This is a genomic window from Devosia psychrophila, assembly GCF_000971275.1.
GTDB classification, from domain to species: domain Bacteria; phylum Pseudomonadota; class Alphaproteobacteria; order Rhizobiales; family Devosiaceae; genus Devosia; species Devosia psychrophila.
Window position 1 is genome coordinate 13,414 of record NZ_LAPV01000134.1, and the last position, 26,317, is coordinate 39,730.

General features: G+C 62.0%; 23 protein-coding genes. 16 read left to right on the forward strand and 7 right to left on the reverse strand.

Annotation, left to right across the window (positions count from 1 at the left end; translation table 11 throughout):
* The first annotated feature begins 79 nt into the window (after positions 1-79).
* A complete protein-coding gene (locus WH91_RS13785) occupies positions 80-829 on the forward strand; it encodes a DUF2497 domain-containing protein (protein WP_046171594.1) in 750 nt (249 codons plus the stop codon).
* 68 nt (positions 830-897) lie between these two features.
* On the opposite strand, the gene WH91_RS13790 is transcribed toward WH91_RS13785, so the two are convergent.
* Positions 898-1,197: a hypothetical protein gene (locus tag WH91_RS13790; RefSeq protein WP_046171595.1), complete on the reverse strand. Its 300-nt coding sequence runs from the start codon at positions 1,195-1,197 to the stop codon at positions 898-900.
* Positions 1,198-1,380: 183 nt separating this feature from the next.
* Between WH91_RS13790 and WH91_RS13795 the strand changes: the two genes are divergently transcribed.
* Together WH91_RS13795 and WH91_RS13800 are read left to right on the forward strand one after the other, a co-directional pair.
* On the forward strand, positions 1,381-4,260 hold the full coding sequence (locus tag WH91_RS13795; protein WP_046171596.1) for a valine--tRNA ligase: 2,880 nt from the start codon (positions 1,381-1,383) through the stop codon (positions 4,258-4,260).
* A 124-nt stretch (positions 4,261-4,384) separates the two neighbouring features.
* The gene (locus tag WH91_RS13800; RefSeq protein ID WP_052952844.1) at positions 4,385-5,395 is read left to right on the forward strand and encodes a CorA family divalent cation transporter; all 1,011 of its coding nucleotides are present in this window, start codon (positions 4,385-4,387) and stop codon (positions 5,393-5,395) included.
* A gap of 253 nt (positions 5,396-5,648) precedes the next feature.
* Here WH91_RS13800 and WH91_RS13805 read toward each other — a convergent pair whose 3' ends face one another.
* Complete coding sequence (locus WH91_RS13805) at positions 5,649-7,496, reverse strand: ABC transporter ATP-binding protein (RefSeq protein ID WP_082102174.1); 1,848 nt, start codon at positions 7,494-7,496, stop codon at positions 5,649-5,651.
* A gap of 560 nt (positions 7,497-8,056) precedes the next feature.
* Between WH91_RS13805 and WH91_RS13810 the strand changes: the two genes are divergently transcribed.
* Positions 8,057-8,866, forward strand: coding sequence for a tetratricopeptide repeat protein (locus WH91_RS13810; protein ID WP_052952845.1), 810 nt, complete (start codon positions 8,057-8,059; stop codon positions 8,864-8,866).
* Positions 8,867-9,175: 309 nt separating this feature from the next.
* On the opposite strand, the gene xth is transcribed toward WH91_RS13810, so the two are convergent.
* Genes xth through WH91_RS13825 form a run of 3 tightly spaced genes read right to left on the reverse strand, consistent with a single transcriptional unit; the run spans position 9,176 to position 11,504 of the window.
* Positions 9,176-9,955: an exodeoxyribonuclease III gene (gene xth, locus WH91_RS13815; protein ID WP_046171691.1), complete on the reverse strand. Its 780-nt coding sequence runs from the start codon at positions 9,953-9,955 to the stop codon at positions 9,176-9,178.
* 28 nt (positions 9,956-9,983) lie between these two features.
* On the reverse strand, positions 9,984-11,096 hold the full coding sequence (locus WH91_RS13820) for a serine hydrolase domain-containing protein (RefSeq protein WP_046171597.1): 1,113 nt from the start codon (positions 11,094-11,096) through the stop codon (positions 9,984-9,986).
* Between the two features lie 57 nt (positions 11,097-11,153).
* Complete coding sequence (locus WH91_RS13825; RefSeq protein WP_046171598.1) at positions 11,154-11,504, reverse strand: HesB/IscA family protein; 351 nt, start codon at positions 11,502-11,504, stop codon at positions 11,154-11,156.
* A 98-nt stretch (positions 11,505-11,602) separates the two neighbouring features.
* Here WH91_RS13825 and WH91_RS13830 point away from each other — a divergent pair, with 98 nt between their 5' ends.
* The 3 genes from WH91_RS13830 (at position 11,603) to WH91_RS13840 (ending at position 16,917) form a co-directional block, all read left to right on the forward strand.
* Positions 11,603-12,793, forward strand: coding sequence for a deoxyguanosinetriphosphate triphosphohydrolase (locus WH91_RS13830; protein ID WP_046171599.1), 1,191 nt, complete (start codon positions 11,603-11,605; stop codon positions 12,791-12,793).
* Positions 12,794-12,823: 30 nt separating this feature from the next.
* On the forward strand, positions 12,824-14,569 hold the full coding sequence (gene argS, locus WH91_RS13835; RefSeq protein ID WP_046171600.1) for an arginine--tRNA ligase: 1,746 nt from the start codon (positions 12,824-12,826) through the stop codon (positions 14,567-14,569).
* Between the two features lie 80 nt (positions 14,570-14,649).
* The gene (locus tag WH91_RS13840; RefSeq protein WP_143078020.1) at positions 14,650-16,917 is read left to right on the forward strand and encodes an SPOR domain-containing protein; all 2,268 of its coding nucleotides are present in this window, start codon (positions 14,650-14,652) and stop codon (positions 16,915-16,917) included.
* Between the two features lie 30 nt (positions 16,918-16,947).
* On the opposite strand, the gene WH91_RS25475 is transcribed toward WH91_RS13840, so the two are convergent.
* Positions 16,948-17,097 (reverse strand): hypothetical protein, encoded by a 150-nt coding sequence (locus tag WH91_RS25475; RefSeq protein WP_244542309.1) that lies wholly within the window; start codon positions 17,095-17,097, stop codon positions 16,948-16,950.
* On the opposite strand from WH91_RS25475, the gene WH91_RS13845 reads away from it, so the two are divergent.
* The 9 genes from WH91_RS13845 to WH91_RS13885 all read left to right on the forward strand — a co-directional run bounded on the left by WH91_RS13845 (position 17,036) and on the right by WH91_RS13885 (position 25,352).
* Positions 17,036-17,824, forward strand: a complete 789-nt coding sequence (locus WH91_RS13845; RefSeq protein ID WP_046171602.1) for a segregation and condensation protein A — start codon at positions 17,036-17,038, stop codon at positions 17,822-17,824. The genes WH91_RS25475 and WH91_RS13845 overlap by 62 nt on opposite strands.
* A gap of 5 nt (positions 17,825-17,829) precedes the next feature.
* The gene (gene scpB, locus WH91_RS13850) at positions 17,830-18,483 is read left to right on the forward strand and encodes an SMC-Scp complex subunit ScpB (protein WP_046171692.1); all 654 of its coding nucleotides are present in this window, start codon (positions 17,830-17,832) and stop codon (positions 18,481-18,483) included.
* A complete protein-coding gene (locus WH91_RS13855; RefSeq protein ID WP_244542307.1) occupies positions 18,476-19,558 on the forward strand; it encodes an ABC transporter ATP-binding protein in 1,083 nt (360 codons plus the stop codon). The genes scpB and WH91_RS13855 overlap by 8 nt, the downstream gene beginning before the upstream one ends.
* 60 nt (positions 19,559-19,618) lie before the next feature.
* Positions 19,619-19,834, forward strand: a complete 216-nt coding sequence (gene tatA, locus WH91_RS13860; RefSeq protein WP_046171604.1) for a twin-arginine translocase TatA/TatE family subunit — start codon at positions 19,619-19,621, stop codon at positions 19,832-19,834.
* A 43-nt stretch (positions 19,835-19,877) separates the two neighbouring features.
* Positions 19,878-20,588, forward strand: a complete 711-nt coding sequence (gene tatB / locus WH91_RS13865; protein WP_046171605.1) for a Sec-independent protein translocase protein TatB — start codon at positions 19,878-19,880, stop codon at positions 20,586-20,588.
* Between the two features lie 3 nt (positions 20,589-20,591).
* Positions 20,592-21,410 (forward strand): twin-arginine translocase subunit TatC, encoded by an 819-nt coding sequence (gene tatC / locus WH91_RS13870; protein WP_046171606.1) that lies wholly within the window; start codon positions 20,592-20,594, stop codon positions 21,408-21,410.
* Between the two features lie 228 nt (positions 21,411-21,638).
* Positions 21,639-23,033: a serine--tRNA ligase gene (gene serS / locus WH91_RS13875; protein WP_046171607.1), complete on the forward strand. Its 1,395-nt coding sequence runs from the start codon at positions 21,639-21,641 to the stop codon at positions 23,031-23,033.
* Positions 23,033-23,812, forward strand: a complete 780-nt coding sequence (surE, locus tag WH91_RS13880) for a 5'/3'-nucleotidase SurE (RefSeq protein WP_052952846.1) — start codon at positions 23,033-23,035, stop codon at positions 23,810-23,812. Before serS ends, surE begins: the two co-directional genes overlap by 1 nt.
* A gap of 280 nt (positions 23,813-24,092) precedes the next feature.
* Positions 24,093-25,352 (forward strand): M23 family metallopeptidase, encoded by a 1,260-nt coding sequence (locus WH91_RS13885; RefSeq protein WP_082102176.1) that lies wholly within the window; start codon positions 24,093-24,095, stop codon positions 25,350-25,352.
* A 53-nt stretch (positions 25,353-25,405) separates the two neighbouring features.
* Here WH91_RS13885 and WH91_RS13890 read toward each other — a convergent pair whose 3' ends face one another.
* Complete coding sequence (locus WH91_RS13890) at positions 25,406-26,284, reverse strand: ATP-binding protein (RefSeq protein ID WP_046171608.1); 879 nt, start codon at positions 26,282-26,284, stop codon at positions 25,406-25,408.
* Positions 26,285-26,317: the final 33 nt, after the last annotated feature.

Consider the following 26,317-nt stretch of genomic DNA (forward strand, 5'->3'; position numbering starts at 1 on the left):
GGTGGTGGTAACGAATCAGGGCAGTCGCGTTGGCGGATGATTGCAAGCTGGTTTGGGCGCGCATGAGTAAGAGGCACTGATGAACAAGCCGGCACCCAAAGAACCATCGATGGACGAAATCCTGTCGTCGATTCGGCAAATCATCGCCGATGACGATGCCGCAGGGGTGCCACGGCGACCCAGCATTCAGGCGGCCGCGCCGCCGATGCAGGCAACGCCCGCTCGCCAGGCGGGCTCGCTGGATCGCGACCTGAGCGACATGCTTGATGATATCGAGCCGCTCGCACTGTCGGCCGCGCAGATCGTCGACAAGGAAGACGATGATATCGGTGGCTTCAGCTTTGACTCGATCCTGGCCGACACCGCCGCCGATGACGAACCTATGCTGGCCGCTGCGCCGCAGCTGGTCGAGCCGGAAGATATTGCCTTTGACCTCAGTGATGTCGAAGAAGAGGAAGACGATCTTCCTTCGTTTGATCCGCCGCCGCTTGCCAGGTCCGTGCCGGCTCCCGAGCCTGAGCCAGAGCCGGTGTTTGCGCCGCGCATTGTCCCTGCGCCCGAGCCAGTCGCTCAGGTTCAGGCCGCGCCGCTGCCCGATCCGAAACTGTCCAGTGACATGGCTGATCAGTTGCTCGAGCCGGCCACCCAGGCCGCCGTGCGCAGCTCGATTACCCGGCTCAATGGCCTCGGCAACACCGGCGCCACTATCGAATCACTGATGCGCGACATGCTTCGCCCGATGCTCAAGGAATGGCTGGATGAAAATCTGCCATCGGTGGTCGAGCGCATGGTCGAAAAAGAAATCGCCCGCGTCTCCCGCGGCGAGTAATCCAGAACATAGCCAATGCCAGTCTAAAACCCTCGAGTTCGCCCGGGGTTTTGCGTATCCGGGCCTGCCTAGAGCATCGGCTGCACCACCGGCGGCACATAGACCGGCGGCGGCACGTATCTGGGCAATGCGTCCATACGCTGTTGCAACTGCATGTCCTGAAACCGCCGCTCCGTTGCGTCGATATCGAATTCCAGTTTTCGCAGTCGAGTCTCGGCGGCTACTTCATTCTGAAGGCAGACGATACGCTGCTGATTGCCACGGATTTCCTCGGCCGTTGTACCGCCCATCTCGGGCGGGCAAGCTGCCATTACTCCAGAGGTGCCAAGGAGCACGAGTGCGAAAAAGCTATGGGCAATCAGTTTCATCTACCGATGGGACGCGAACCAAGCCATGGATGCAAATCAAAATCGCGCCATCCGCCACGCCGCCGGTCACCCATGCGCACTTGCCATTGACCCCGCACCCCGCATTTGATTGAAGTCTGCCAACCTGTTTATCCGGCCCGCCAAGTCATCTGCCTGGCGGGTCAATGCTGTTGCGAGTGACCTATGCTTGAAAAGTCCTATGAGCCGAGCGCTGTCGAAGACCGCGTCTATGCCGAGTGGCTCAAGGCCAATGCCTTCGCCGCCGGGGCAGGGGCCGCGCCCGGCGCCGAGACATTCACCATCGTCATTCCGCCGCCCAACGTTACCGGCTCGCTCCATATCGGCCACGCCCTGAACAACACGATCCAGGACATCCTGGTGCGTTACAATCGCATGCTGAAAAAGGACGTGCTCTGGCAGCCCGGCACCGACCACGCCGGCATCGCCACCCAGATGATCGTCGAGCGCCAACTAGCCGAGCGCCAGCAGCCTGGCCGCCGCGACATGGGCCGCGAGAAGTTCGTTGAACGCATCTGGGAGTGGAAGGCCGAAAGCGGCGGCACCATCATGAACCAGCTCAAGCGCCTCGGCGCCTCGGCTGATTTCTCGCGCGAACGCTTCACCATGGGCGAAAACGGCGCGGCCGACGACCAGATGGTTCGCGCCGTCACCAAGGTCTTCGTCGAGCTGCACAATCGCGGCCTGATCTATCGCGCCAAGCGCCTGGTCAACTGGCACCCGGGCCTAGAGACTGCAATCTCCGATCTCGAAGTCGAGAACATCGAGATCAAAGGCCACATGTGGCACCTGCGCTATCCACTGGCCGACGGTATCACCTACCAATTCCCCATCGCCCACGATGAGGACGGCAAGCCCACCGAATACGAAACCCGCGATTACATCGTCGTCGCCACCACGCGCCCCGAAACCATGCTCGGCGACTCGGGCATTGCGGTGCATCCGACCGACGAGCGCTACGCTCCACTGGTCGGCAAGTTCGTCGACCTTCCGCTGGTCGGCCGCCGCATTCCCATCGTCGCCGACGAATATGCCGACCCAACCCTGGGCACCGGCGCCGTCAAGATCACGCCCGCCCACGATTTCAACGACTTCGAAGTCGGCGTCCGCAACAGCCTCGAACAGATCAACGTCTTTACCACTAGTGGCCTGATCATCTCCGACGAGTTCATCCCGGCAGCCTATCGCGGCCTCGATCGCTTTGCCGCGCGCAAGGCCATCGTCGATGACCTGACGTCGCTCGCCGAAACCGAACCCACCCGCGGCCTCGATCATATCGAGGACAAGAAGATCATGGTGCCGCATGACGAGAAAAGTAAACTCGTCGTCATCGAGCCCTTCCTGACCGACCAGTGGTGGGTCAAGGCCGACGTTCTGGCTCAACCAGCCATGGCCGCCGTCCGCGAAGGCCGCACCAAATTTGTGCCTCAACAGTACGAGAACACCTATTTTGCCTGGCTCGAAAACATCAAGCCCTGGTGCATTTCGCGCCAGCTTTGGTGGGGTCACCAGATTCCTGCCTGGTACGGCCGTGTTAAGGATGAGCCAGAGAGCGGCTTTCCCTATAAGGCGTTTCAGACAAAGGAGTTTGTTGCCTATTCTGAGGAGGAGGCTGTCCTCCTTGCGAAAGAATATTATGGCAATGATGTCGTCGTGGGTACTCGGCCAAGTGCGTTCGATGCAACGTCTCCCGCGCAGTACGACGTGGTGGATGCATCTGGACCATCGCTGATTTGGCGCGACGAAGACGTGCTCGACACCTGGTTTTCATCCGCCCTCTGGCCCTTCTCCACTCTCGGCTGGCCGGACGATACCGCCGAGCTGCGCCGCTACTATCCGACCGACGTTCTGGTCACTGGCTTCGACATCATTTTCTTCTGGGTTGCCAGGATGATGATGATGGGTCTTGAGTTCCTGGATGAAGAGCCGTTCCACACGGTCTACATGCATGCGCTGGTCCGCGATGAGAAGGGCCAGAAGATGAGCAAGACGAAGGGCAACGTCATCGACCCGCTGGCGCTGATCGACGAATACGGCGCCGACGCCACCCGCTTCACGCTGGCCGCCATGGCCGCGCAGGGGCGTGACCTCAAGCTGTCGCTGCAGCGCGTTGAGGGCTATCGCAACTTCGTCACCAAGATCTGGAACGCCGCCCGCTTCCTCGAAATGAACGAGTGCCGCCGCGTCGAGGGCTACGATCCCAAGGATAACAAGCTGCCGCTTAATCGCTGGATCGTCGGCGCCACTGCCCGCGCCGCTGCGGCCGTCACCCAGGGCATAGTCGATTACAAGTTCAACGAGGCCGCCAACAGCGCCTATGATTTCGTCTGGGGCACTTTCTGCGACTGGTATGTCGAATTCGCCAAGCCGGTCTTCATGGGCACCGACGAAGCCGCCAAGGCCGAAACCCGCGCCACCGCCGCCTGGGCGCTCGACCAGATACTGACCATCCTCCACCCCTTCATGCCCTTCGTCACCGAAGAGCTGTGGGCCGAGACCGGCAAGTTCGGAACGCCGCGCAGTTCAATGCTGATCCTCACCCAATGGCCGGCCCTGTCGGGGCTCGAAGATCCCGAGGCCGATGCCGAGCTCAACTGGCTGATCGACGTCATCACAAATGTGCGCTCGGTCCGCAGTGAAATGAACGTGCCCGCAGGCGCCAAGCTGCCGATCGTCGTAGTCGGGGCAGGGGAGGTCACCCTCCGCCGCCTCGTCGCCGGCACCTCCCTGATCACCCGCCTCGCCCGCCTCGAGGAAATCTCGCCGCAATCGACAGTTCCGGGCGAGTCGGCGCAATTCGTCGTCGGCGAAGCCACCTGGGCGCTGCCGCTGGCCGGCGTCATCGATATCGCTGCCGAAAAAATCCGCCTCGAAAAAGAGGTCGGCAAACTCGACGCCGAAATCAGCCAGATCGACAAGAAGCTTGGTAATGAGCAATTCGTCGCCAAGGCACCGCCCGAAGTGATCGAAGAACAAAAGGCCCGTCGTGAAGCCGCCGTAGAACGGCGTCATTACATCTTCGAAGCTTTGAAGCGTTTGAGCTAACCCGAGTAGACCTCATGGTGAGCCTGTCGAACCACGAGGTCGTGCCGCCGTTCATGCCACGCCCTCGTCCTTCGACACGCTCAGGATGAGGGCTACTGGGCCTGCGCCCGAGACTGGATTGACTATGGACGACATCATTCCCCGCGAGCCCCCCGCCCGCCACGTCGCCAACGGCATGGTCGGCGTCGGGGCAGTTCTGGTGTTTGACGGCAAAGGCGGCGTAGTTCGCCACGAACCGACCGCCGAAGAACCCAAAGTGCCCGCTCGCGGCTTCAAGCTGGTCTGCGGCAATTCCAAAGCGCCCGAATTCAAGGTCTGGCTCAAGCAGGAGTTGGGAGAGTTCAACGCCGACCTGCTCACGGTGCCGAGCACTCGTTCGCGCTGCACGGTCATTGAAGACCGCGCCATGGTTATGATGCGAGTTGCGCGGCCGGGGGCCGAACCGCATGACATAGGCCGTCAATTGCTCACGCTGTGGATCGAGAAGGGGCGCGTCATCATCGCGTCGGAGCTAAATATCCTCGATTTTCTTGGACTGACCAAGTGGGAGAGCTCTCACCACGCACCAGTGTCGCCGGCCGACCTCGTCGCCCGCCTCGGCCTGCGGGCCGCAGATCGGCTTGAACCGCTCGTTGAAATGCTTGGGGATCGTCTCGATAGCATCGAAGAAGCGTTGATCGTCCAGAACAATACCAAGATGAACAGCCGCCTCGCCGAGTTGCGCCGCACCATGATCAGCTTCCGTCGTATCGTCTGGCCGCAGCGCGACGTACTCAACACGCTTGAGATCGAAGACCTTTCTCACTTCACCGCCCGTGACCGCCTCCGCCTGCGCGAAGCCTCGGCTCGCTCAGCCCGTATCGGCGATGAGCTACAGGCGCTTTCCGAGCGCGCCGTGCTGGTGCACGAACAGATCATCGACGCGCGCGCCGAACAGATGAACCGCACCATGCTGATCCTCGCCGCCGTCACGGTGGTCTTTATGCCCCTAACGCTACTGACTGGCGCCCTCGGCATGAACGTCGCCGGCATTCCCTTCTCCGACAATCCGCACGCCTTCTGGACAGTCTGTCTGGCTCTGTTTTTGCTGTCGCTGGGGATAGTCTGGTGGATGCGCGGCCAGCGGTGGCTTTGAACCGGCCATAGGCAAAATCGCTCCAGTGGAGCGATTTTAGGTGAGAAGGCCATTGGGCCTATGGCCTAATGGCGGGCTCTTCAGCACCCACGGTGTCACCCCGGCCTTAAGCCGGGGCCCATCCCGAGGTAGCCCGCGGCCGCAAGGTCGACCGCATGACCACCCGGGGCGATATGCACATCTCAGGATAGATCTCGGCTCAAGGCCGGGATGACACCGAGTGTGGGACTGCGTCGCGCTTGGTCCGCCCCTCCTAAATCCGCCCCGAAACCCGATGCAGCCCGGCGTACAACCCATCCGCCGCCATCAATGCATCATGCGTGCCTTCCTCGCCGACGCCCTCGGGCGTCATCACCACAATCCGGTCAGCGTGCCGCACCGTCGACAGCCGATGCGCGATGGCAATCATCGTCCGTCCCTTTGCCAGGATCAGCAGCGCCTGTTGCACCTCCCGCTCGCTTTCATTGTCCAGCGCACTGGTCGCCTCATCGAAAATCAGCACTGCCGGGTTTTTCAAAAACGCCCGGGCAATGGTCAGCCGCTGCTTCTGCCCACCAGATAGCTTCACCCCACGCTGGCCGATGTTCGACTGATAACCATCAGGCAGGCCTGTGATAAACTCATGTGCGTTGGCCGCCCGCGCCGCCGCCACAATTTCGTCCTCGCCAGCTTCCGGCCGTCCATAACGCAGGTTGTCTTCTACCGTGCCGCTGAACAGATACACATCCTGTTGCACCACGCCGACGCTGCGCCGAAGCGAGGCCAGCGTCACATCCCGGACGTCCTTGCCATCGATAGTGATGGCGCCGCTGGTAACATCATAGAACCGCGGGATCAGCGCACAAAGCGTACTCTTGCCTACCCCCGATGAGCCAACCAGCGCTACAAACTCGCCCGGCGCGATGTCCAGCGACAGCCGGCTGAACACCTGCGCAGACCCTTCGCCATAGCCAAAGCTGACATCGCGAAATGCAATTGCGCCCTTCACATGCCCGATATCCACCGCACCCCACCGGTCGGCGATGTCCGGCTGTTTTTCCAGCAGTTCCATGGCCCGCACGAAGCCGGTAGCGCCCTCCTGCCAAAGCCGGATGAAGTTATCCAGCCGCCGCACCGGATCGACCAGCACGCCCACGCAAAGCAGGAAGGTCAGCATTTCCGCCACCGTGAGCTCGCCGCCGAGAATGCGGATTGCTCCACCCACGATCACCATGATCGTCACCAGTTGCGCAAAGCCGTCCATGCCGACCCAAAGCAGCGCTTCGCTGCGGTAGCCAGCGGCCCGGCTGCGGAAGAAACTCTGGTTCTCTGCCTCGAAGCGGCGCAATTCCTCCGCCTCATTGGCAAATGACTGCACCACCCGAATGCCGCCCAACGCATCCTCGACCCGCTCGTTGACCGCCGCGATATGCTCCTTGCTGGTCTTGAGCGCCACACTCATCCGACCGTTGAAATGGCGCGCATACAGCACGGCAAACGGTACCAGCACCGCGATCAGCCCGGCCAACATCGTATCAATCACGGTCAACACCACCATGGCGCCGCCAAATTTCAGCACGCTGATGGCGATGTCTTCCGGTCCGTGATGGAACAACTCGCCCAGCCAAAGCGAGTCATTGCTGATCCGACTCATCAGCTGCCCGACGCGCTGCCGGTCATAAAAGCCGAACGATAGCTTCTGGCAGTGCTCGAACAGTTCCCTGCGCACATCGGCCTCGATGCGCGCGCCCATCACATGGCCCTGGTAATCAACGAAATATGTCGCCAGCGATTCCACGAGGAACACGCCAAGCATCAACCCGCCCATGCTCAGGATTTGGAGCAGGGCATCGTCGGCCTGCGCCAGTTCGGGCAGCCGCGTCGTGATGTAGCTGGCGCAGAGGGGCAGGGCGATGGCGCTGGCTGCCACCAGTACGGCACAGCAAAGATCGGCCACCAGCAGCGGCACATAGGGCCAGTAGTAGCCAATGAACTTGCGCGCTCGCGCCGCAGATTGGGCGGGGTCGTTCCGGCCTTTAGTCAGTCTTGAGAGAAGTTTGTAGAAGAAATGGCTACGGCCTGCGTCGCTGCGCTGCTCCGGCCAGGAATTTTTCGAATGCATGATTGGTAGTGTCCTGGTGAGGATTTGTTTTCATCGTCCTGGACAGGGCTTTCATCATGCGCTCCTCGGTTTGAAATCTGCGAACATTATGCTTCCGGCGATCCCGCGACACAACCACATGGACGCGACAACTGCCTCTCTGTGCTGATTCCGCAACAGCGTCCGTGAATCCATTTTGCCCCGGTGCTCGGCAACACTTTGGCGATGTTTGTCGCCACAATCTCACCCTAAACGAGACGGCATAGGCATCTGGGGGCGGATGACCTGTGAGCAGCGTGGATATCTCTGCGCGCTTGCATGTTTTTCTTCCCCAAAAGCCCAGGCCGATGCTGCAGCCAATCTGGTTGCGCGCTCTCGGCACGGTGAAGCGACGACGTGACAATACCTCCGAAGCGCCATGCGCTTGGCGGAATCCGGTCACAAACGGAGTTTACCGAAAGATTAACATCTCGCTTCCCGGGCCAGCTTGGTTCGGCCGAAGCTGGAACAGACGATCGTGAGGCCTGAACGGGCCTCGGAAACAATGTTCGCCCGCAAGAATGCGGGCAAGAAGGAGCAAGATGCGGACCATTAGGGACCACTCCCTGATTTCCGTGACAACGGCAGTCGTCCTCGCGCTCGCTGCGTCGATCCTGCCTGTGCACGCCCAGACGGCAGCCGACGCTGCCCTCAACATGGCCAACATGCTCGATGGGGCAGGAGGCGGTGTTTCTGGAGACGACCTGCTTGCGGCCCTCGAAGACGCCGCCGAAGCCGGCCAGCCGATGGCCATGTGGCAACTCGGCACCATGTATGAAAACGGCGAAGGCGTAGACCGCGACCCGGCCAAGGCTTTCGGCTACTTCGCCCAGATCGCCAATCAGCACGCCGATGCAGTGCCCAAGGGCGTCGAGGCCGATATCGTGGCCCAGTCATTTGTCAAAGTCGGCGACTACTACCGCGAAGGTCTGCCTGATGCTGGCATTCCTGCCGACGCCGAGCGTTCGCACGCCCTGTTGCTGCATGCCGCCACCTATTTCGGTGACGCCGATGCGCAATACCGCGTCGGCCTGCTCTACATGAGTGACGATGGCCTCGGTGCCAATCCGCTGCAAAGCGCCCGCTGGTTCTCGCTGGCCGCCCGCAAGGGGCATTGCCCGGCGCAGGCTCAGCTCGGCGAACTGCTGTTCCACGGCGTCGAGGGGATCGAAGCCCAGCCCGTTGAAGGCCTGATGTGGCTCGAAATCGCCCACCAGCGCTGCGCCACCACCGCCGATGCCGGCTGGATCGACGACATGCTCAACAAGGCAGTGGCAGCGGCTGCCCCCGAGCAACAGTTAGAAGCGACCAAGCTGGCCGACACGATAGCCCCGCAGTTTGCTGGCTTTTGACGGGCCGCTCCGCGGCTAAAACGCGCCAGTGGCGCGTTTTTAGGTCAGAAGGCCTTGAGGGCTATGCCCGAATGGCGGGTGAACTTTTTTGCTTGAATGACAGTTGGTACCCCCACCTAACTTTCCCCTGATGAGGGGGAGGAATACCTTTGGTGATCGTCACAAATCCCGCCAAAAACTGGATCGGATTCCTCCCCCTTTTCAGGGCTTGGGCGCGATCCAGAGGGGCAAATCGCTCCGGTGGAGCGATTTGAGCAACCAAGGCTAGGTGGGGGTATTCTTCCTCACTTACTCGAGCGAACCAGCCCCTCAAAAACTAAACCGCCCCTCGACCGGCACATGATCGCTCGGCTTGTCCCAGCCGCGCACATCCTTGTGCACGATCACGTCTTCCAGCCGGTCCGCCGCCTGTGGCGACAGCATCAGGTGATCGATACGAATGCCGGCGTTGCGTCGCCACGCGCCAGCCTGGAAATCCCAAAACGTATAGGCGGATTCCGATGTCGTCGCCCGCAGCGCATCGGTCAGCCCGAGGTTAACCAGCGTCCGCCAGCGCTCGAGGCTCTCCGGGCGATACAACGCATCGCCCCACCAGGCAGCCGGGTCATGCGCATCGATCGGCGCCGGGATCAGGTTGAAATCCCCCAGCAGCACGAACGGCTCTTCCAGCGCCAGTCGGCCCTCGACATAGGTCTCCAGTCGCTTCATCCAGCTCAGCTTGTAGGGGAATTTTTCCGTATCCACCGGGTTACCGTTCGGCAGGTAAATCCCGCACACCCGGATGGCGCCGGTCTCGACCGAGAACACTCCCTCGATCAAGCGTGCCTGCTCGTCGGCATCGTCGCCGGGCAGCCCGCGCGACACCTCGTCGAACGGCAGCAGCGACAGGATGGCCACGCCGTTCCAGCTCTTCTGCCCATGCGTCTCGATATTGTAACCAAGCGCCTCGATCTCGGCGCGAGGAAAGCCCTCGTCGATGGTCTTGATCTCCTGCAGCACCACGATGTCCGGCTTTTCCTGCGCCAGCCAGGTGACCAGCAACTCGATGCGGGCCTTGATGCCGTTGATGTTCCAGGTGGCGATACGCATGGCGAGAGTCTCCTTAAGTGCCGACAGCTCAACCGCGCAGGAAATCCGCATAGATGGCGTTCCGCACGTTACGTGGAAACATTCCGAGGCACCCTTCCTGCGCGGTGTTGCTCATCGAGACCATTACCAGTTCGTTGGCCGGGTCCACCAGCCACGAATGTCCGTATACCCCGCCCCAGTTGACAGTTCCCGGGGCCTCTGGCGTGTTGGCCGCAACCGGATCATCCACCACGGCGCCAAGATAGCCAAACCGCAGCCCGGCGTCCTCGCGCGGCAATTTGCCGACCTGATTGCGCATCGCCGCGGCGACCGTACTGGCGGAGACAATGCCGCCGCCGCCGGTCCGCAGTGTTTCGAGTAATTTCAGGATATCGACGCCTGTGCCCACCATGCCGGCGCCGCCAGACTGGAAGGCTTTGGGATTCCACACTCGCACCGGCGAGAATATTGTCGTGTCGCCATTGTCATTGATAATTGTCTGATGATCCGCCATGCGGACCGGCTCCGGCGTACCATCGGCATAGGCTGGCGCCAGCCGGGAGGGATCGGAAACCTCGAAACCGGTATCGCTCATACCTAGCGGCCCGGTCACCTGGGTGAAGGCTGCCTCACCGAGCGTACCACCATGTACTGCTGCCAGAACCGCGCCCAGGACGTCGATAGCCACCGAATAGTTCCACCCGGCGCCTGGAGCGAACAACAGAGGTTGCTGCGCGATTCGCGTCAGATTGCTCTCATGATCGAGATTGGTATCCTGCATACCGGTGGTGATGATCGTGTCACCCGGATAGCCATAACTCAGCCCGGCAGTGTGGTTCAGCAAGTGCTTCAGGGCGATGTTGGCAATACTGCCATCGCCAAGCCTGGGTTGAAAATACGGAAGGTATCGGTCAACCCGGTCGTCGAGGTCGAGCAACCCCTTGTCCGCCATGGCCAGCGCAGTCGTCGCGACGATTGGCTTGGTGACCGAAGCAAGCCGATAAATCGCGTTTTCCGGCATGGCTATGCCGGCTTCGCGGTCAAAATAACCAGCGGCGCGTCGATAGACGATCTCGCCGCCTTTCGACGCGATGATCTCGGCCCCGACAATGGATTTATTGCTTATGGCGTCGTCTATGACGCGATCGACCGACTGCTGCATATTGTTCCCCTCGGATACAACTATGCAAAGCCACGCCCGATTGATCAACCAGGAAGGCTAAACCGCAAAGCTCGTCCCGCAACCGCAGGACGCTACGGCATTAGGGTTCTTGATCTGGAATGACTGGCCGATCAGGTCATCGGTAAAGTCGATCTCGGCGCCGCCCATGAATTCAAGGCTCATCGAATCGATCAGCACAGTCGCGTCGCCCTTGCTCAAAACGATATCGTCGCTGGCCGGCTTTTCCTGTACGAGATTGTATTCATACTGGAATCCGGAGCAGCCACCCCCCGCCACCGAAATGCGCAACACCGTGCCTTGCGGCTCCTTGGCGAGTATGCGCGCCACCCGCTTGGCAGCGCGATCGGTCAATACGACTTCGGGGGAGGCAAGCAGGGTTTCGGTCATGATAGTTCCACGCCGTAATGTCATAACGGTTAGGCTAAAATAGTAACTCTTGGACCATTTGAAAAGGCCCAAGTCGTCAAAAGGCAAAGCGATCCCCGATGAGCGACACCGCTCCCTATGCCAGCCGGTCAGAGTTTTCCCTCGGGCGGCTCCACAGCACCGGCCCCAGCCCGACGCGCAGCGAATTCCAGCGCGACCGCGACCGCATCATTCATTCCACCGCCTTCCGCCGCCTGCAGTACAAAACCCAGGTTTTCCTGCAGTTTGGCGGCCATTTCCGGAACAGGCTGACTCATACGCTCGAAGTCAGCCAGATGGCCCGCTCGATGGCCCGCGCCTTGCGGCTGGATGAAGACCTCGCCGAAGCCGTTGCCCTCAGCCATGATCTGGGCCACACCCCGTTCGGCCACGCCGGCGAGCGCGCGCTCCATGCCGCAATGCAACCCTACGGCGGCTTCGATCACAATATCCAGGCCATGCGTGTCGTCACGCGGCTGGAAAACCGCTATGCCGAGCATGACGGCCTCAATCTCACTTGGGAAACCCTCGAAGGCATTCTCAAGCACAATGGCCCGCTGACTAACGCCGATGGCACGCCATTCGGCAAATACGCCCACGAAGGCCTCCCCGCCGGCCTCGACGACATCCCCGCCGCCGCCGACCTGCGTCTCTCCAGCTTCGCCTCGCTCGAAGCCCAGACCGCTGCCATCGCCGACGACGTGGCCTATAACGCCCATGACATCGACGACGCCCTCCGCGCCGGCCTGATCGTTCTGGCTGATATGGTCGACGTACCGTTAGCCGGCCCCATCGTGCGCGAAGTGCTCGCCCGCTATCCCGGCATCGCCCCCAAGCGCCAGGCCCACGAAGTGCAGCGCCGCCTCATCACCTCCAGCATCGAAGACGTCATCGCCACCACTTCCGCCAACATTGCCGCGTCCGGTATCAACTCCCCCGAAGACGTCCGCAACGCCGGCCGTACACTCGTGACCTTCTCTCAATCCGCAGCCGAAGCCGAAAAAGGCCTCAAGGCCTTCCTGTTCGAACGCGTCTATCGCCACGAAACCGTCATGGTCCCCGTCCGCCACAGCGAAACCGTCGTCACCGGCCTGTTCATCCGCTACATGGCCAGCCGCGACCTCCCCGGCCGCTGGCACGGCTACGCCGCCGACGCCCCCGACGACCATGCACTTGCCCGCATCGTCGCCGATTTCATCGCCGGCATGACCGATCCCTACGCCCTCGACGAATATGCCCGGCTGTTTGACGCTCGCCCGGATTTCCGTTAACCCCGGCGCACTTCAATAGTCAGGTCTACCATGGACGTTTTTGCCCTATTCTCCGCGCGCATTGCCAATGCGATGCAGGTTCTGTTCCCCGAAGCCGGCGCCGACCTCATCGCCCGCATCGTGGTCGAGCCTCCGCGAGATGCGTCCCATGGTGATCTCTCCACCAACGCAGCGATGATCGTTGCCAAGCCGCTCGGCAAAAATCCGCGCGAAGTGGCGACCGCCCTGGTCGAGCATTTCAAGCATGATGCCGACGTGGTCTCGGTCGAAGTGGCTGGTCCCGGTTTCATCAACTTCCGTCTCGCTGCGCCGGTCTGGCACCAGGTGCTGAAGTCGATTGCCGAGCAGGGTGCCGATTTCGGCCGCTCCACGCTGGGCGGCGGCGAAGCCGTCAACATCGAATATGTCTCGGCCAACCCGACCGGACCAATGCATGTCGGCCACACCCGCGGTGCCGTGTTCGGCGATACGCTGGCCGCGCTGATGGCGTTTTCCGGCTATGAGGTCAGCCGCGAATACTACATCAACGACGCCGGCAGCCAGATCGACACGCTCGCCAATTCCAGCTTCCTGCGCTACCGCGAAGCTCTGGGCGAGACCATCGAAATTCCGTCCGGCTTCTATCCCGGCGATTACCTGATCCCGGTCGGCGAGGCCCTCAAGGCTGAGTTCGGCGATAGCCTGCTGGCCATGCCCGAGGCCGAGCGTACTCCGCTGATCAAAGATCGCGTTCTGGCCGCCATGCTGGAACTGATCAAGGCCGACCTGGCCCGGCTCAACATCCATCACGACGTGTTCTTTTCCGAGCGCACGCTGCACGGGCCGGGGGGCGATATCGAGCTCACGCTCGCCTGGCTGCGCGAGATGGGCATGATCTATGAGGGTCGGCTGGAGCCACCAAAGGGCAAGGCGCCCGAGGAATGGGAAGACCGCGAGCAGACGCTGTTCCGCGCCACCGATTATGGTGACGACATCGATCGCCCGCTGATCAAGTCGGATGGGTCCTATACCTATTTCGCGGCCGATATCGCCTATCACCGCAATAAATTCCTGCGCGGCTTCAAGCACATGATCAACGTGCTGGGCGCCGACCACTCGGGTTACGTCAAGCGCCTGCAGGCGGCCACCAAGGCCGTCTCGCTCAATGCCGCCGATATGGACGTCCGCATCTGCCAACTGGTTCGCCTGCTCAAGAATGGCGAGCCGTTCAAGATGTCAAAGCGTTCGGGCGATCTGGTCACCCTGGCAGGTGTTGTCGAAGAAGTCGGGGCCGACGCTACGCGCTTCATGCTGATGTATCGGCGCAATGATGCGGCCATGGATTTCGATTTTGCCCTGGTCAAGGAACAGACCAAGGATAACCCGGTCTTTTACGTTCAATACGCGCATGCCCGGACGCACTCGATCTTCAAGACCGCGGCGCGCGATCTTCCGGCGCTCGATTTCTCCCCTGCAGCACTCGCTTCGGCAGAGATCGAACGTATTGCCACACCAGCAGAACTCGACCTGGTTCGGGTGCTCGCAGCATGGCCGCGCACCGTCACCGCGGCGGCTATAGCCCACGAGCCGCACCGCATTGCCTTCTATGTTCACGAGCTTGCGGCGGCATTCCATGGCTTCTGGGCCAAGGGCAAGGATGACCCCCATTTACGATTTGTTAACTCTGACGACCCAAAGCTGACTTTGGCCCGACTCGCGCTGGTCGATGCCGTGCGTCAGGTTATCGCCAACGCACTAGCAATTCTGGGCGTTACAGCACCGGAGGAGCTTTCATAATTCCGGCGCAATACTATGGTGATTTCCGGCACAATGCCCCCGTCAGGGTGCCGTAGTCGTAACCGAGAGGGCGCTGCCAGATGACAGCGAAACCGCAACCGATGGCCGGACAGTCCGACACTTCAGACGACCTGATTGCCGAATTGGCCAAGCTCATGGCGCAGGATGCGCAGAGCGATAAGCCAGCGGAACCGACTCGCCCTTCGTCGCCAGTCCGAATTCCCGGTAGCGATACCGGCACGACGCCTTTGCCGCGTTTCGATTTCCAAGCCTCGTCGGCGCCCGATCAGTCGGGCGCACTCGATGCTCCAGAAGCGATGGCGGAAGCCGCGCAGTATAACGTTGCGCCCGAGCCCGTTGAGCCGTTCCGTTTCGACTTTGGCCTCGTCGCACCCAAGAGCATTCCAGCGCCCGCGTCAGAGCAGTCGATCCCAGCCCAGGTCGCGGCGCCGTCTTCGCCGGTGCAGATGGTGCCCGATGCCGGTTTCACGCCTGCCGATCACGACACTATTGCCGACCTGATTGCCGCTGAACTGTCGAACGACCCTGAGCCGGTAATAGAAGCGCCCGCCGTGCCCGTTCCGGCCCCGGCGCCTATTGTTGCAGAAGCCCGCCCAGCGCCGCCGCCATCGTCCAGATGGTCACCGACCGCCGTCGCTGCAAACCTGACCGCACCCAATACGCAGGAACGCATTGTCATGCGTCCCGTCAACCTGCAGTCGGCGCCACGCCCGGAACAGGACCGCTTCAAGGTTGCGCCAGTATTTGGTCTCGGGTCAGGTGCCGCCGTTCCCTCAGTTGTCCCCGTAGTCAGCGAGCCTGTCGTGGCTGCTCCGGCGCCGGTTGCCGATGCACCCGCTCGCACCGAGCCGTCCTTCGACTGGCGCCAGCCAGCGCCCGAACCCACGCCGGACGCATTGGACGACGGCATCGGCCGCGATCCGATCGACGAGATCGAAAGCCTGATTGGCAGCGCCATGCGGGTCGAACTCGATCGCGCCAATAATCCTGCTTACAAGTCGGAACGGATTGTTCCCAGTCCAGCTCTTCGTAGCCTCGCCACGCCCACAATTCCCGCCTCTCAGGCTGCACAATCTTCCGGCAGCAGGCGTCCGCTGACGGGCGCCGATGAGGCCATTCTTGCGGCGGCTCAGGCCACCGGCGTAAAAATTGGTTGGGTAGATACAACAGAGCAATCTAACCAAGAGCCCGTCGCGCCTCGCGCACGGCGCGCTCCACGCGCCTTGGGCATGACCCGAGCCCTCGCGGGCCCGCTGGTGGCGGTGACGTTGCTGCTGGCCGCCGGCTTCGGTCTCTATTGGGTGTTGGGTCTCGGTCGCGAGGCCGGTCCTGCACCGCTGCTTACGGCAGATGCCAGCCCCTCCAAGGAAACGCCGGTTGTCGATCCCGAAGCCGCTGCATCGCAATCCGTCGTCTTCAACGAGATCGATGGCGTGGTGCCGGGTGCTGAAGAGCAGCTGTTATCGCGCGACCAGGCCGACGTGAGTGAGGTCACTCAAATTCCGCCTACTGCGGAAGTGAGTGAAGAAGGCCTCGCCAACCGCAAGGTTCGTACCGTCACCGTTCGCCCCGATGGCACTATCGTCAGCGGCGAAGACAGCGTTGCCGGCAGCAACATCCTGCCCGTTGCACGGCCGAACGTACCGGCCGTTCCGGGTGCCGAAACCGCTAGCGAAGAGCTGCTCGCCAGCATCGCGGCTCCTGCGACTGCTACAGATCCCGCGGCGGCGACGCCTGCCGCGACCCCGACGCCTGCTGCACCGGCCATCGCGCTGGTCACCCCGGGCGCCACCGTTCCCGCCGTCGATCTGGCTGGCAATGCGCTGGCTGGCAAGACAACCGTCGTTCCGATGACTCGCCCCGCCGGTCTTGAAGGACCGGGCGCGGCGTCGTTCGTCGCGCCGACCTCGCCGGTCAATGCCGTCGTCAACTCTGGCAGCGGCGGTGGCAACATGCTGCCTCCCCCGCCGACTAACAGCGCCTTTGGTGCCACCGCCGCGCCGGCTGCTGCAGCGACGCCAGTGGCCCCGGCGCAGGTGACCACAGCCACGGCGCAACCGGTCGAAGTCGCCCCATTGGGTAATACCGCTCCGGCCTATGCTCAGCTGGCATCCTTGCGCACCGAGGATGAGGCGCGGCAGGCCGGACAGAATTTGGTGACGCGTTTTGGCCCGGTGTTCAATGGCGCCAATCTCGAAGTGCAGCGTGTCGATCTGGGCGAGCGGGGTATCTACTACCGCGTGCGCGTGCCGGCCGCCTCTACGCAGGATGCGAACACCATCTGCGCCAATGTCAAAGCTGCCGGTGGCGACTGCGTTCCGATGTAAAGAGCGCCGGTCCCAACGGACCGGTGCACATCATCGCAGGTTGCGGCTCAACGCTTGACGCTTGCCGACCCAGCGGCCAAGGATGGCGCCAGTTTCCAGCAGCGCGGCGCCCACTTCGATGACCACAGCCCAGACCGACTGGTTTGAAACGCCGACACCGCCGGCTGACGAAGATGTCATGTATGTCGACGTAGATGGCTATGAGGGCCCGCTCGACCTTCTGCTCGATCTGGCGCGGCGGCAAAAGGTTGATCTTGCCGCCATTTCCGTCTTGGCTCTGGCCGAGCAATATCTCGCATTCATCGAAACCGTGCGCGAGAAGCGCATCGAAGTGGCGGCCGATTATCTGGTGATGGCAGCGTGGCTGGCCTATCTCAAAAGCCGGCTCATGGTGCCGCAGGCGCGGTCCGATGACGAGCCATCGGGCGAAATGCTCGCCGCCATGCTGCAATTCCGCCTAAAGCGCCTCGAAGCCATGCGCCAGGCCGCCAACCGCCTGATGAACCTCCCTCGGTTGGGCTCCCGAGTCTACGCCAGGGGCATGCCCGAGCCCATGGCGGTCACCCGTACCAATATTTGGGAGGCCACGCTCTACGATCTGCTCAAGGCCTATGCCAGCCAGCGCCAGCGCGGCATCACCGAGGACTACTCGCCCATCCAGCGCACCGTCTGGTCGCTCCACGACGCGCGCGATATTTTGCAACGCCTGATCGGGGAAAGCTTTGAGTGGGTGGCAATGGACTCCTACCTTGTGGATTATCTCGCCACCCCGGCAGAACGCGCCACTGTCCGCGCCTCCAGTTTCGCTTCGAGCCTCGAACTCGTCCGCCTCGGCCAGATCGATTTGCGCCAGACCGAGACCTTTGGACCGCTGCTGATGCGCAGGCACAAGGCCGACTGCTCTTGACCGAAATGTACGATGACCGGCAGGAAGTGCTTGAGCGCCATATGCGTATCCTTGAAGCGGTGCTTTTTGCATCGAATGAGCCGCTCGATGCTAATAGCCTGCTACCTTTTGTGGGGGACGGAGCACGAGTAGGTGAACTGCTTGAGGCGCTCCAGCAGCGCTATGCGGGCAGGGGGGTCAACCTGGTCCGGCGCGGGGATAAGTGGGCCTTTCGAACTGCAGACGATCTCGGATTCCTGCTCCGCCGCGAGGAAAGCGAGACCCGTCCGCTATCTCGTGCGGCGCTCGAAACCCTGTCCATCATCGCTTACCACCAGCCCGCGACCCGCGCTGAAATCGAGGAAGTTCGCGGCGTTGCCACCGGCAAGGGTACGCTCGACCTGCTGATGGAAGCCGGCTGGATCCGCATGCGCGGCCGTCGTCGCACCCCCGGTCGTCCCGTAACCTATGGCACTACCGACGCTTTTCTCGATCACTTCGGATTGGAAAGTCTCAGCGATCTGCCCGGCATGGACGAACTCAAGGGCTCCGGCCTGCTCTCCGGTCGGCTGCCGGCCACCTTGCAAATCCCGCTGCCCTTCGATAGCGCCCTCCGTGACGACGAAGATCCGCTCGAGCCCGACGACTTGGGCAGCGACGAGGATCATGCCGATGACTGATTGGGGCGCCAGGGGGACGACCGGCGTCAGCTTTGCCGCCACCCTCGATTTCGACGCGGTTACTGTCAGCCTCGGAAACCGCGTGGTCCTCGACCAGTTTTCTCTCAGCTTACGGCCGGGCGAGATCGTTTGCCTACTGGGCGAATCCGGTTCCGGCAAGTCGACAGCGCTCCGCGTCGCGGCAGGAATCCAGCCGGTGCATGGCGGTGCGGTGCGCATCAACGGCGAGACGGTCTCCGCACCCGGCGCCACGACGCCACCAGACCGACGCGGAATTGGCTTGATGTTTCAAGACTTTGCGCTCTTCCCTCATTTGACCGTGCTAAGGAATGTGCTGTTCGGACTCCGGGGCCTCAACCGGGCCGGCGCCCTGGCGCAGGCGCGCGCCGCCCTGAAACGCGTTGGCCTCGCTGACCGCGAAACCGACTATCCGCACATGCTTTCCGGCGGTCAGCAACAGCGCCTCGCCCTCGCCCGCAGCGTCGCCCCAAGACCCGGCGTTCTGCTGCTCGACGAACCCTTTTCCAGCCTCGACGCCCGCATGCGTGAAAGTGTCCGCGAGGAGACCTTGGCTGTGCTGCGCGAGACCAATGTGACCAGCCTGATGGTCACTCATGACCCCGAAGAGGCCATGCTGCTGGGCGACCGCGTGGCCTTGCTGCGCCAAGGTCGCATTGCCCAGATCGGCACTCCGGCCGAGGTTTACCGCCGACCGATCGACCTTAATGCGGCACGGTTCTTTTCGCCATTGAGCGAAGTAGAGACCCGCGTTTCCGGGGCTCAGGCGATGACGCCTCTCGGTCCCGTCGCTACGCCGGGCCTGGCCGATGGCACCTCCGTCACCGTGGCCATCCGCCCTGCGGGGGGCGTGCGCATTGCCCTGCGCGGGTCTGGTACGCCCGGCCGCATCATCGGCAAGCGCAACGCCATCGGCATCGATATCTGCGAGGTCTCGGTCGATGGGCTCGACGCTCCGCTCGGCCTGCGCCAGCCGTCCGATGCCGAACTCAGCGTGGGACAAGACGTATTCGTAACGCTCGACCCTGAGCACGTTCTTGTGTTTGCGCGCGATTGACCCTATTTCTGACCTATCTTTCGCGTGTAACGCGTTCTGAGTTTTACTAGGGAGTCCAATATGCACGCGCCAGGAATTTGGGGCATTCTCATCGTCGCCGTCGTTGTGATCATGCTGTTCGGTCGCGGCAAGATTTCCGGCATGATGGGCGAAGTCGCTTCGGGCATCAAAGCTTTCCAGAAGGGGATGAAAGACGACGATAAGCCGGTGGAACGCGTAACCACCACCGCCGATGGCGAAATCGTCCGCGAGACCGAGAAGAAGGACGTCCTATAGGACGTTCTCTCTGGCCGCGCTCATGCTTTGAAGGAATAAGACTATGCTCGGCTTGGGCTGGACAGAGATGCTGGTGATTGGCGTCGTGGCGCTGATCGTCATCGGCCCGAAAGACTTGCCCGTGGTGATGAACCGCGTCGGCAAGATCATCGGCCAGATCAGGCGCATGGGAAGCGAGTTCCAGCGCGAGATCAACAAGACCTCCGGTCTTGATGAGGTTCGCAACCTGCGCAACTCGATTACTGGCCCGCTCAAGAAGACCAGTGATGAAATCCGCAAGGAGTTCAATGCAATGACCCCGACCGGTCCCAAGCCAAGCGGCATCATCAAGCCGACCGATCCCAAGACCGAAAGCGTGGTTGACGCGATCAAGGTTCAGGCGGGCATGACGCCGACCAAGACCGCGGATGAGGTCGCAGCTGAAGCCGGATTCAAGCCGGCCGGTCCTGCACCGACGGCGTCCACGGCCAGCGTGCGGGCGCCAACCAAGGCGGCGGTCAAGCCCAAAGCGCCCGCAAGGGCCAAGGCCGCCCCGACGCGGCCTGTGGAGACCACCGATCTGGCGCCGCTCGACGCAGTGCCTGCACCTGCCGAATCTCAGCCGGTCGCCGTTGCGGCAGTTAAGCCGCGCACGAAGAAAGTAACGGCTCCAAAGCCCATTCCTGCACTGGCGGTCGAACCCGCTGACTCGCCGGCGACCAACACACCAAAGGTCCGCGCTCCCCGCAAGGCAGCAGCCGCCGGGGATAACTAGACCATGGCCGACGCAAAACAGATCGAAGACAAGAGCGCCGAGCCGGTTGACGAACTCGCCGGCAGCGAAGCGCCGCTGCTCGAGCATTTGGTCGAACTGCGCAAGCGGCTGATCTATTCGGCGGTGACCATTGTCGCCCTGATGGCTTTCTGCTTCATTTTCGCCAGCACCATCTACGACTGGTTGCTGGCGCCATATCGCGCTGCGGCACCGGGCACCAACCTGATTTTCACAGCCCCGCAGGAGCTGTTTTTCACCTATCTGAACGTGGCGATGTTTGGCGCGATCTTCCTCGGTTTCCCGATGATCGCCTCCCAAATCTACATGTTCGTCGCGCCGGGGCTGTATAAGCACGAGCGCAAGGCGTTCTTGCCGTACCTGATCGCCACGCCAGTGTTCTTCGCGGCTGGCGCGGCCCTCGTATATTTCGTCGTGCTGCCGATGGCGCTGCGCTTCTTTGCGGGCATGCAGACCGACGAAATCCAAATGTTGGTTAGCGTCAGCGAATATCTCGGCTTCGCCATGGTGCTGATCCTGGCCTTTGGCGTCTGCTTCCAGCTGCCGGTGATCCTGACCCTGCTGGCGCAGATCGACCTCGTGCATGTCGACATGCTCAAGAAGGGTCGCCGCTATGCCATCGTCGGCATCCTGATCTTTGCGGCCTTCATCACGCCGCCCGATCCGATCTCCCAGATCGGCCTCGCCGTGCCAATGTACCTGCTCTACGAACTCTCGATCATTTCCGTTCGGATGATTGAGAAGCGCCGCGCCGCTGCCTTGGCCGCGCAGGAAGCCGAGCTTTCCAGCTCATCATCCGAGTAGTTGCCAGGCTGACACCATTTCACCCACCTACGGTGTCACCCCGGCGAAGGCCGGGGCCCATCCTGAGATGGATCGACGTGCTGTTAGCCTGGAAATATCTCTGGATGGGTTCCGGCCTTAGCCGGAATGACCCGGTGGTTTGGGGATTGCAGGGTTTCCCCATCGACCTTAGACAAGCTTCAACCTGCGCATCACCAATCAGAGGCGGGCGGCGTCCCGTAGCAACCGATGTTCGATATCAAGTGGATCAGAGCCAACGCCGAAGCCTTCGATGCCGCCGTTTCGCGGCGTAAGGGAGTTTCGGTCCGCTCCGCCGATCTGCTCGCCATCGATGACCGGCGCCGCGAAATCATCGCCAAGCTGAACGACGCCCAGGAAAAGCGCAACGCGCTTTCCAAGCAAATCGGCCAGGCCAAGGCCCAGAAAGACGAAGCCAAGGCCGCCGAGCTGATGGCCGAAGTCGCCGGCCTCAAGGAATCCATTCCTCAGGGTGAAGTCGAAGAGCGCGCGGTCGAGGCCGAACTGCGCGATGCATTGTCGGTCATCCCCAACCTGGTGTTCGACGACGTGCCCGATGGCACCGACGAATCCGGCAACGTCGAATATTTCGGTCGCAACGGCACTGCCGAAACCGCCGCCAAAGTCCGCGCGCGCAAGCCCGTTTTCTCGTTCGCTCCCAAGGAGCATTACGAAATCGGCGAAGCCATGGGTGAGATGGACTTCGAAAAAGCCGCCAAGCTTTCGGGCAGTCGCTTTGTGGTTCTGAAAGGGTCGGTGGCGCGGCTAGAGCGTGCTCTAGGCCAGTTTATGCTAGACCTGCATACGACTGAGCATGGTTACACTGAAGTGCAGCCTCCACTCATCGTGAACAACGCTGCGATGATCGGTACGGCTCAGCTGCCGAAATTTGAGGACGACCAATTCGAGGTGGCGGCGGACCTGCGCTCGGTGTTCGCAGGAATCGACTCGGTCGGCTCCGCCGAGGTCGTTGCGTCAAGCCGGGTGGACAATCGCCGTTGGCTTATACCTACGGCTGAAGTCCCTTTGACCAACCTCGTTCGCGAATCCATCGTCGACGAGCCAGAACTGCCCCTTCGCTACACCGCTCTTACCCCATGCTTCCGCGCTGAAGCCGGCTCGGCGGGTCGTGATACGCGCGGTATGCTGCGCCAGCATCAGTTCAACAAAGTGGAAATGGTGTCGATCACCACGCCGGAAACTTCGGTGGACGAGCATGAGCGCATGCTGGGTTGCGCCGAGACCGTGCTGCAGAAGCTTGGCCTCCACTACCGCGTCATGGATCTCTGCACCGGCGATATCGGCTTTGGCGCCAGGCGCACCTATGACCTCGAAGTCTGGTTGCCGGGCCAAGACACCTATCGCGAAATCTCGTCGGTGTCGGTGTGCGGCGATTTCCAGGCCCGCCGCATGGATGCCCGCTATCGTCCATCGGGCGAAAAGCAGGCGCCGCGCTTTGTCCATACGCTTAACGGTTCCGGCACCGCGGTTGGCCGCTGCCTGATCGCGGTCATGGAAAATTACCAGCGGGAAGACGGCTCGATCGCCATTCCCGCCGTGCTGCAGCCCTACATGGGCGGCCTGACCTCGATCGGCGGCAAGTGATGGCAGGCCTGCGCATCCTCATCACCAATGACGATGGTGTGGATGCGCCGGGCATTGCCATCATGGCCGACATTGCGCGCGCCTTGAGCGGCGATGTCTGGATCGTGGCGCCGGATAGCAACCAGTCCGGTGCAGGGCACCGCTTCACCCTTGGCCGCGAACTGCATTTCGACAAGCTCGATGAGCGGACTTTCGCTGTGGTTGGCGGCTCGCCCGCCGACTGCGTCGTCGCCGGTATGACACATCTGCTCGGCGACAAGCCCGCCGACGTCGTGCTGTCCGGCGTCAATGCCGGTCAGAATCTGGGCGACATCATCAATGCCTCCGGCACAGCTGCCGGCGCGCGGGAAGGGGCTCTGCAGGGTGCCATCGGCATCGCCATGAGCCAGGGCATCAATTACGAGCATGGCCGCGAGGTGAATTGGTCCAACTCGGTACGGCACGGCGCCGCCGTTGCGCGCTCGATCATTGCGTCCGCCCAGGGCCGCGATCACTATTACAACGTCAATTTCCCGTTCTGCGACCCGGACGCCACCAAAGGCATCGCCGTGGTGCCGCACCAGCGCTTCTCGCGCTCGCCGTTTCGTTATTATCCCAGTGACAACGCTGGAAAATTCTTCATCGCTATCCCGGAGACCCCGCTGCCGCTCGATCGGCAAGCCGATTTCGAAGTGATGCGCAGGGATGGGTTCGTGACCGTAACGCCGATGCGTCTGCAGCAGACTGATATGGACGTGGTGGAACGGCTCAAGGGCACGCTGAAGCTTGAGGCTCGGTAGGCAACTCACCGCATCGGGGCCAAGCCACCCCACCCTTAATCCCTCCCCACAAAGGGAGGAGGGAGACGATGAACACTGACATTCGAGCTTGCGCCTCCCTCCCCTGAATGGGGAGGGAATGAGGGTGGGGTGATGGCAGCCACAGGGCCGGTCTCTTAACCTTACCCAATCCGGAATCACCCCGCCACGAATTTGCTCAAATCGCATCGGCCTTAAACTCGTCTTTACCTTACCGGCCTAGATTCAAACTCGTGTTGAGTACCTGCGTACGAGTAAGCTGATGAGTATCCGCGTATCCCGCCGGGCGCCCAAAGGTGCCGTTGCGATGACCACTCTGGTGATTGCTGCCGTTGCACTGTCTGGGTGTTCCAGTCTCGGTGGCCGTACCTTCGGCGACCCGACGACCACCAGCGCCGTGCCTGCAAACTCCCCCAATAGTTTTAACCAGCCGATGCCCTCCAGCCTCGGTGGTCCTCAGGCTATGGTTGCCGAAAACCAGTTCGTCCCACCGGCCAATGTGGGCGGCGGCTGGAACAGCCAACCAGCGCAATCCCAGCAGGCCTGGAACCAGCCTTCCCAGACTGGCTTTGCCGCGCCAATGGCGCCGGTCCAGTCCCAAGACCTTCCTGTACTGAGTAACCAGTCTTCCCAGGGGAACCTGACCGCCATGCAAGCCCAGCCCTCGTTCGCTTCAGCCTCTCCTATGCCATCTCCCGCCGTTCTCGGCAGCCTGCCTGCCAATAGCTCGGTGCCATCGCTTGCTGCGGTGACCCCGGCTTCTTCCGGTGCGACGACCAACAGCTTCACCCACACCATTGCCAGCGGCGAGTCGCTTTACACCATCGCCCGCCGCTATGAAGTGACCACCCAGGCGCTCGTGCAGGCCAATGGACTGTCCTCCCCCGACAAGATCGTGGTCGGCCAGAAGGTGATCATTCCAGGCCGCGCCGACCTGCTCGCCACCAAGGCGCCCGCTGCTATCCAGGTTGCCAGCGCCTCGCCAATGGCTGCGCCGGCACCACAGCAGACCCTGCCGCAGGCGGCACCCAATGCCTTGCAGGCAGCGAAGCCTGTGCTGGGTACAACGCCGGCTTCGGCGCCTCTCGTTGCTCCGGTCCAGGCAGCGCCGGCCCAGGTGGCAAGCGTTCCCGCCGCCGAGCCCGCAATGTCGGGCAATGACAAGTTCCGTTGGCCAGCCAGCGGCCGCGTTCTGGTCGATTTCGCTTCGTCCAAGGGAACTGGCATCAATATCGAAGTGCCGGAAGGCTCGACCGTCAAGGCCGCCGAGAATGGCACGGTGATCTATGTCGGCTCGGGAGTCGAAGGTTATGGCAACCTCGTGCTGATCCGCCACCCGAACGGCTACGTCTCCGCCTATGCGCACCTGCAGTCGATGAGCGTCGCCAAGGGCGCTGTCGTCAGCCGCGGTGATGCGATCGGCGCCGCCGGCATGACCGGCTCGGTGACCAAGCCACAACTCCATTTCGAGCTCCGCAAGGGCGCGACACCGGTTGATCCCGTGCCGCTGCTGGCGGGCTGATCTGACATAATACGAAGCAAGGGCTCCCGCGAAGGTGGGGGCCCTTTTCGTTTCTAGACCGGCTTGCCCATCTCGCCAGCCAGCGTCCGCACCAGCTGAATGGCGACACGGCCCGAACGGGCGCCGCGCGTGGCCGACCACTCGATGGCCCGGGCCTTCAGTGTCTCGTCGTCGATATCGAGCCCATAATGATCGGCATAGGTCCGCACCATGATCAGGAATGTCGGCTGGTCGCAATTGTGGAAGCCGAGCCACAGCCCGAAGCGGTCCGACAGCGACACTTTCTCTTCCACGGCTTCACCCGGATTGATCGCTGTCGAGCGCTCGTTCTCGATCATGTCCCGCGGCATCAGGTGGCGACGGTTGGACGTGGCGTAGAACAACACATTCTCAGGGCGGCCTTCGAGGCCACCATCGAGAATGGTTTTGAGCGACTTGTAGCTGGTCTCGCCATTGTCAAAGCTGAGATCGTCGCAGAACACGATAAAGCGTGATGTCTCGCCGCCGATTCGCCGCATCAGGGCCGGGAGGGTATCCAGATCCTCGCGCGCAATCTCGATCAGCACCAGCCGCTGAAACCCTTCACCGGACCGAACAGCGACGTCGCCGTGGATGGCCTTGACCAGCGAACTCTTGCCCATGCCGCGAGCACCCCATAGCAGTGCATTGTTGGCGCCATGGCCGCGGGCGAACTGCTCGGTGTTGCGCAGCAGGATGTCCTGCACGGAATCGATGCCCTTCAGCATGGCCAATGGCACCCGGCTGACCTGAGGCACGGCGATCAATACACCGGCATCGCCATCCCAATGGTAAGCGTCCGCCGATCCGAGCACAGTCTCCGTGCCCGAATCCTGCGGCGTCAAAGCCTTAAGTGAACGGGCAATCTCGCTCAGCGAGGTGGCGATGTCAGCGAGGTATTGTTTGCTCTTCAAGGTCTGGTTTCCTATGCGCGGCGCGGCAATTTG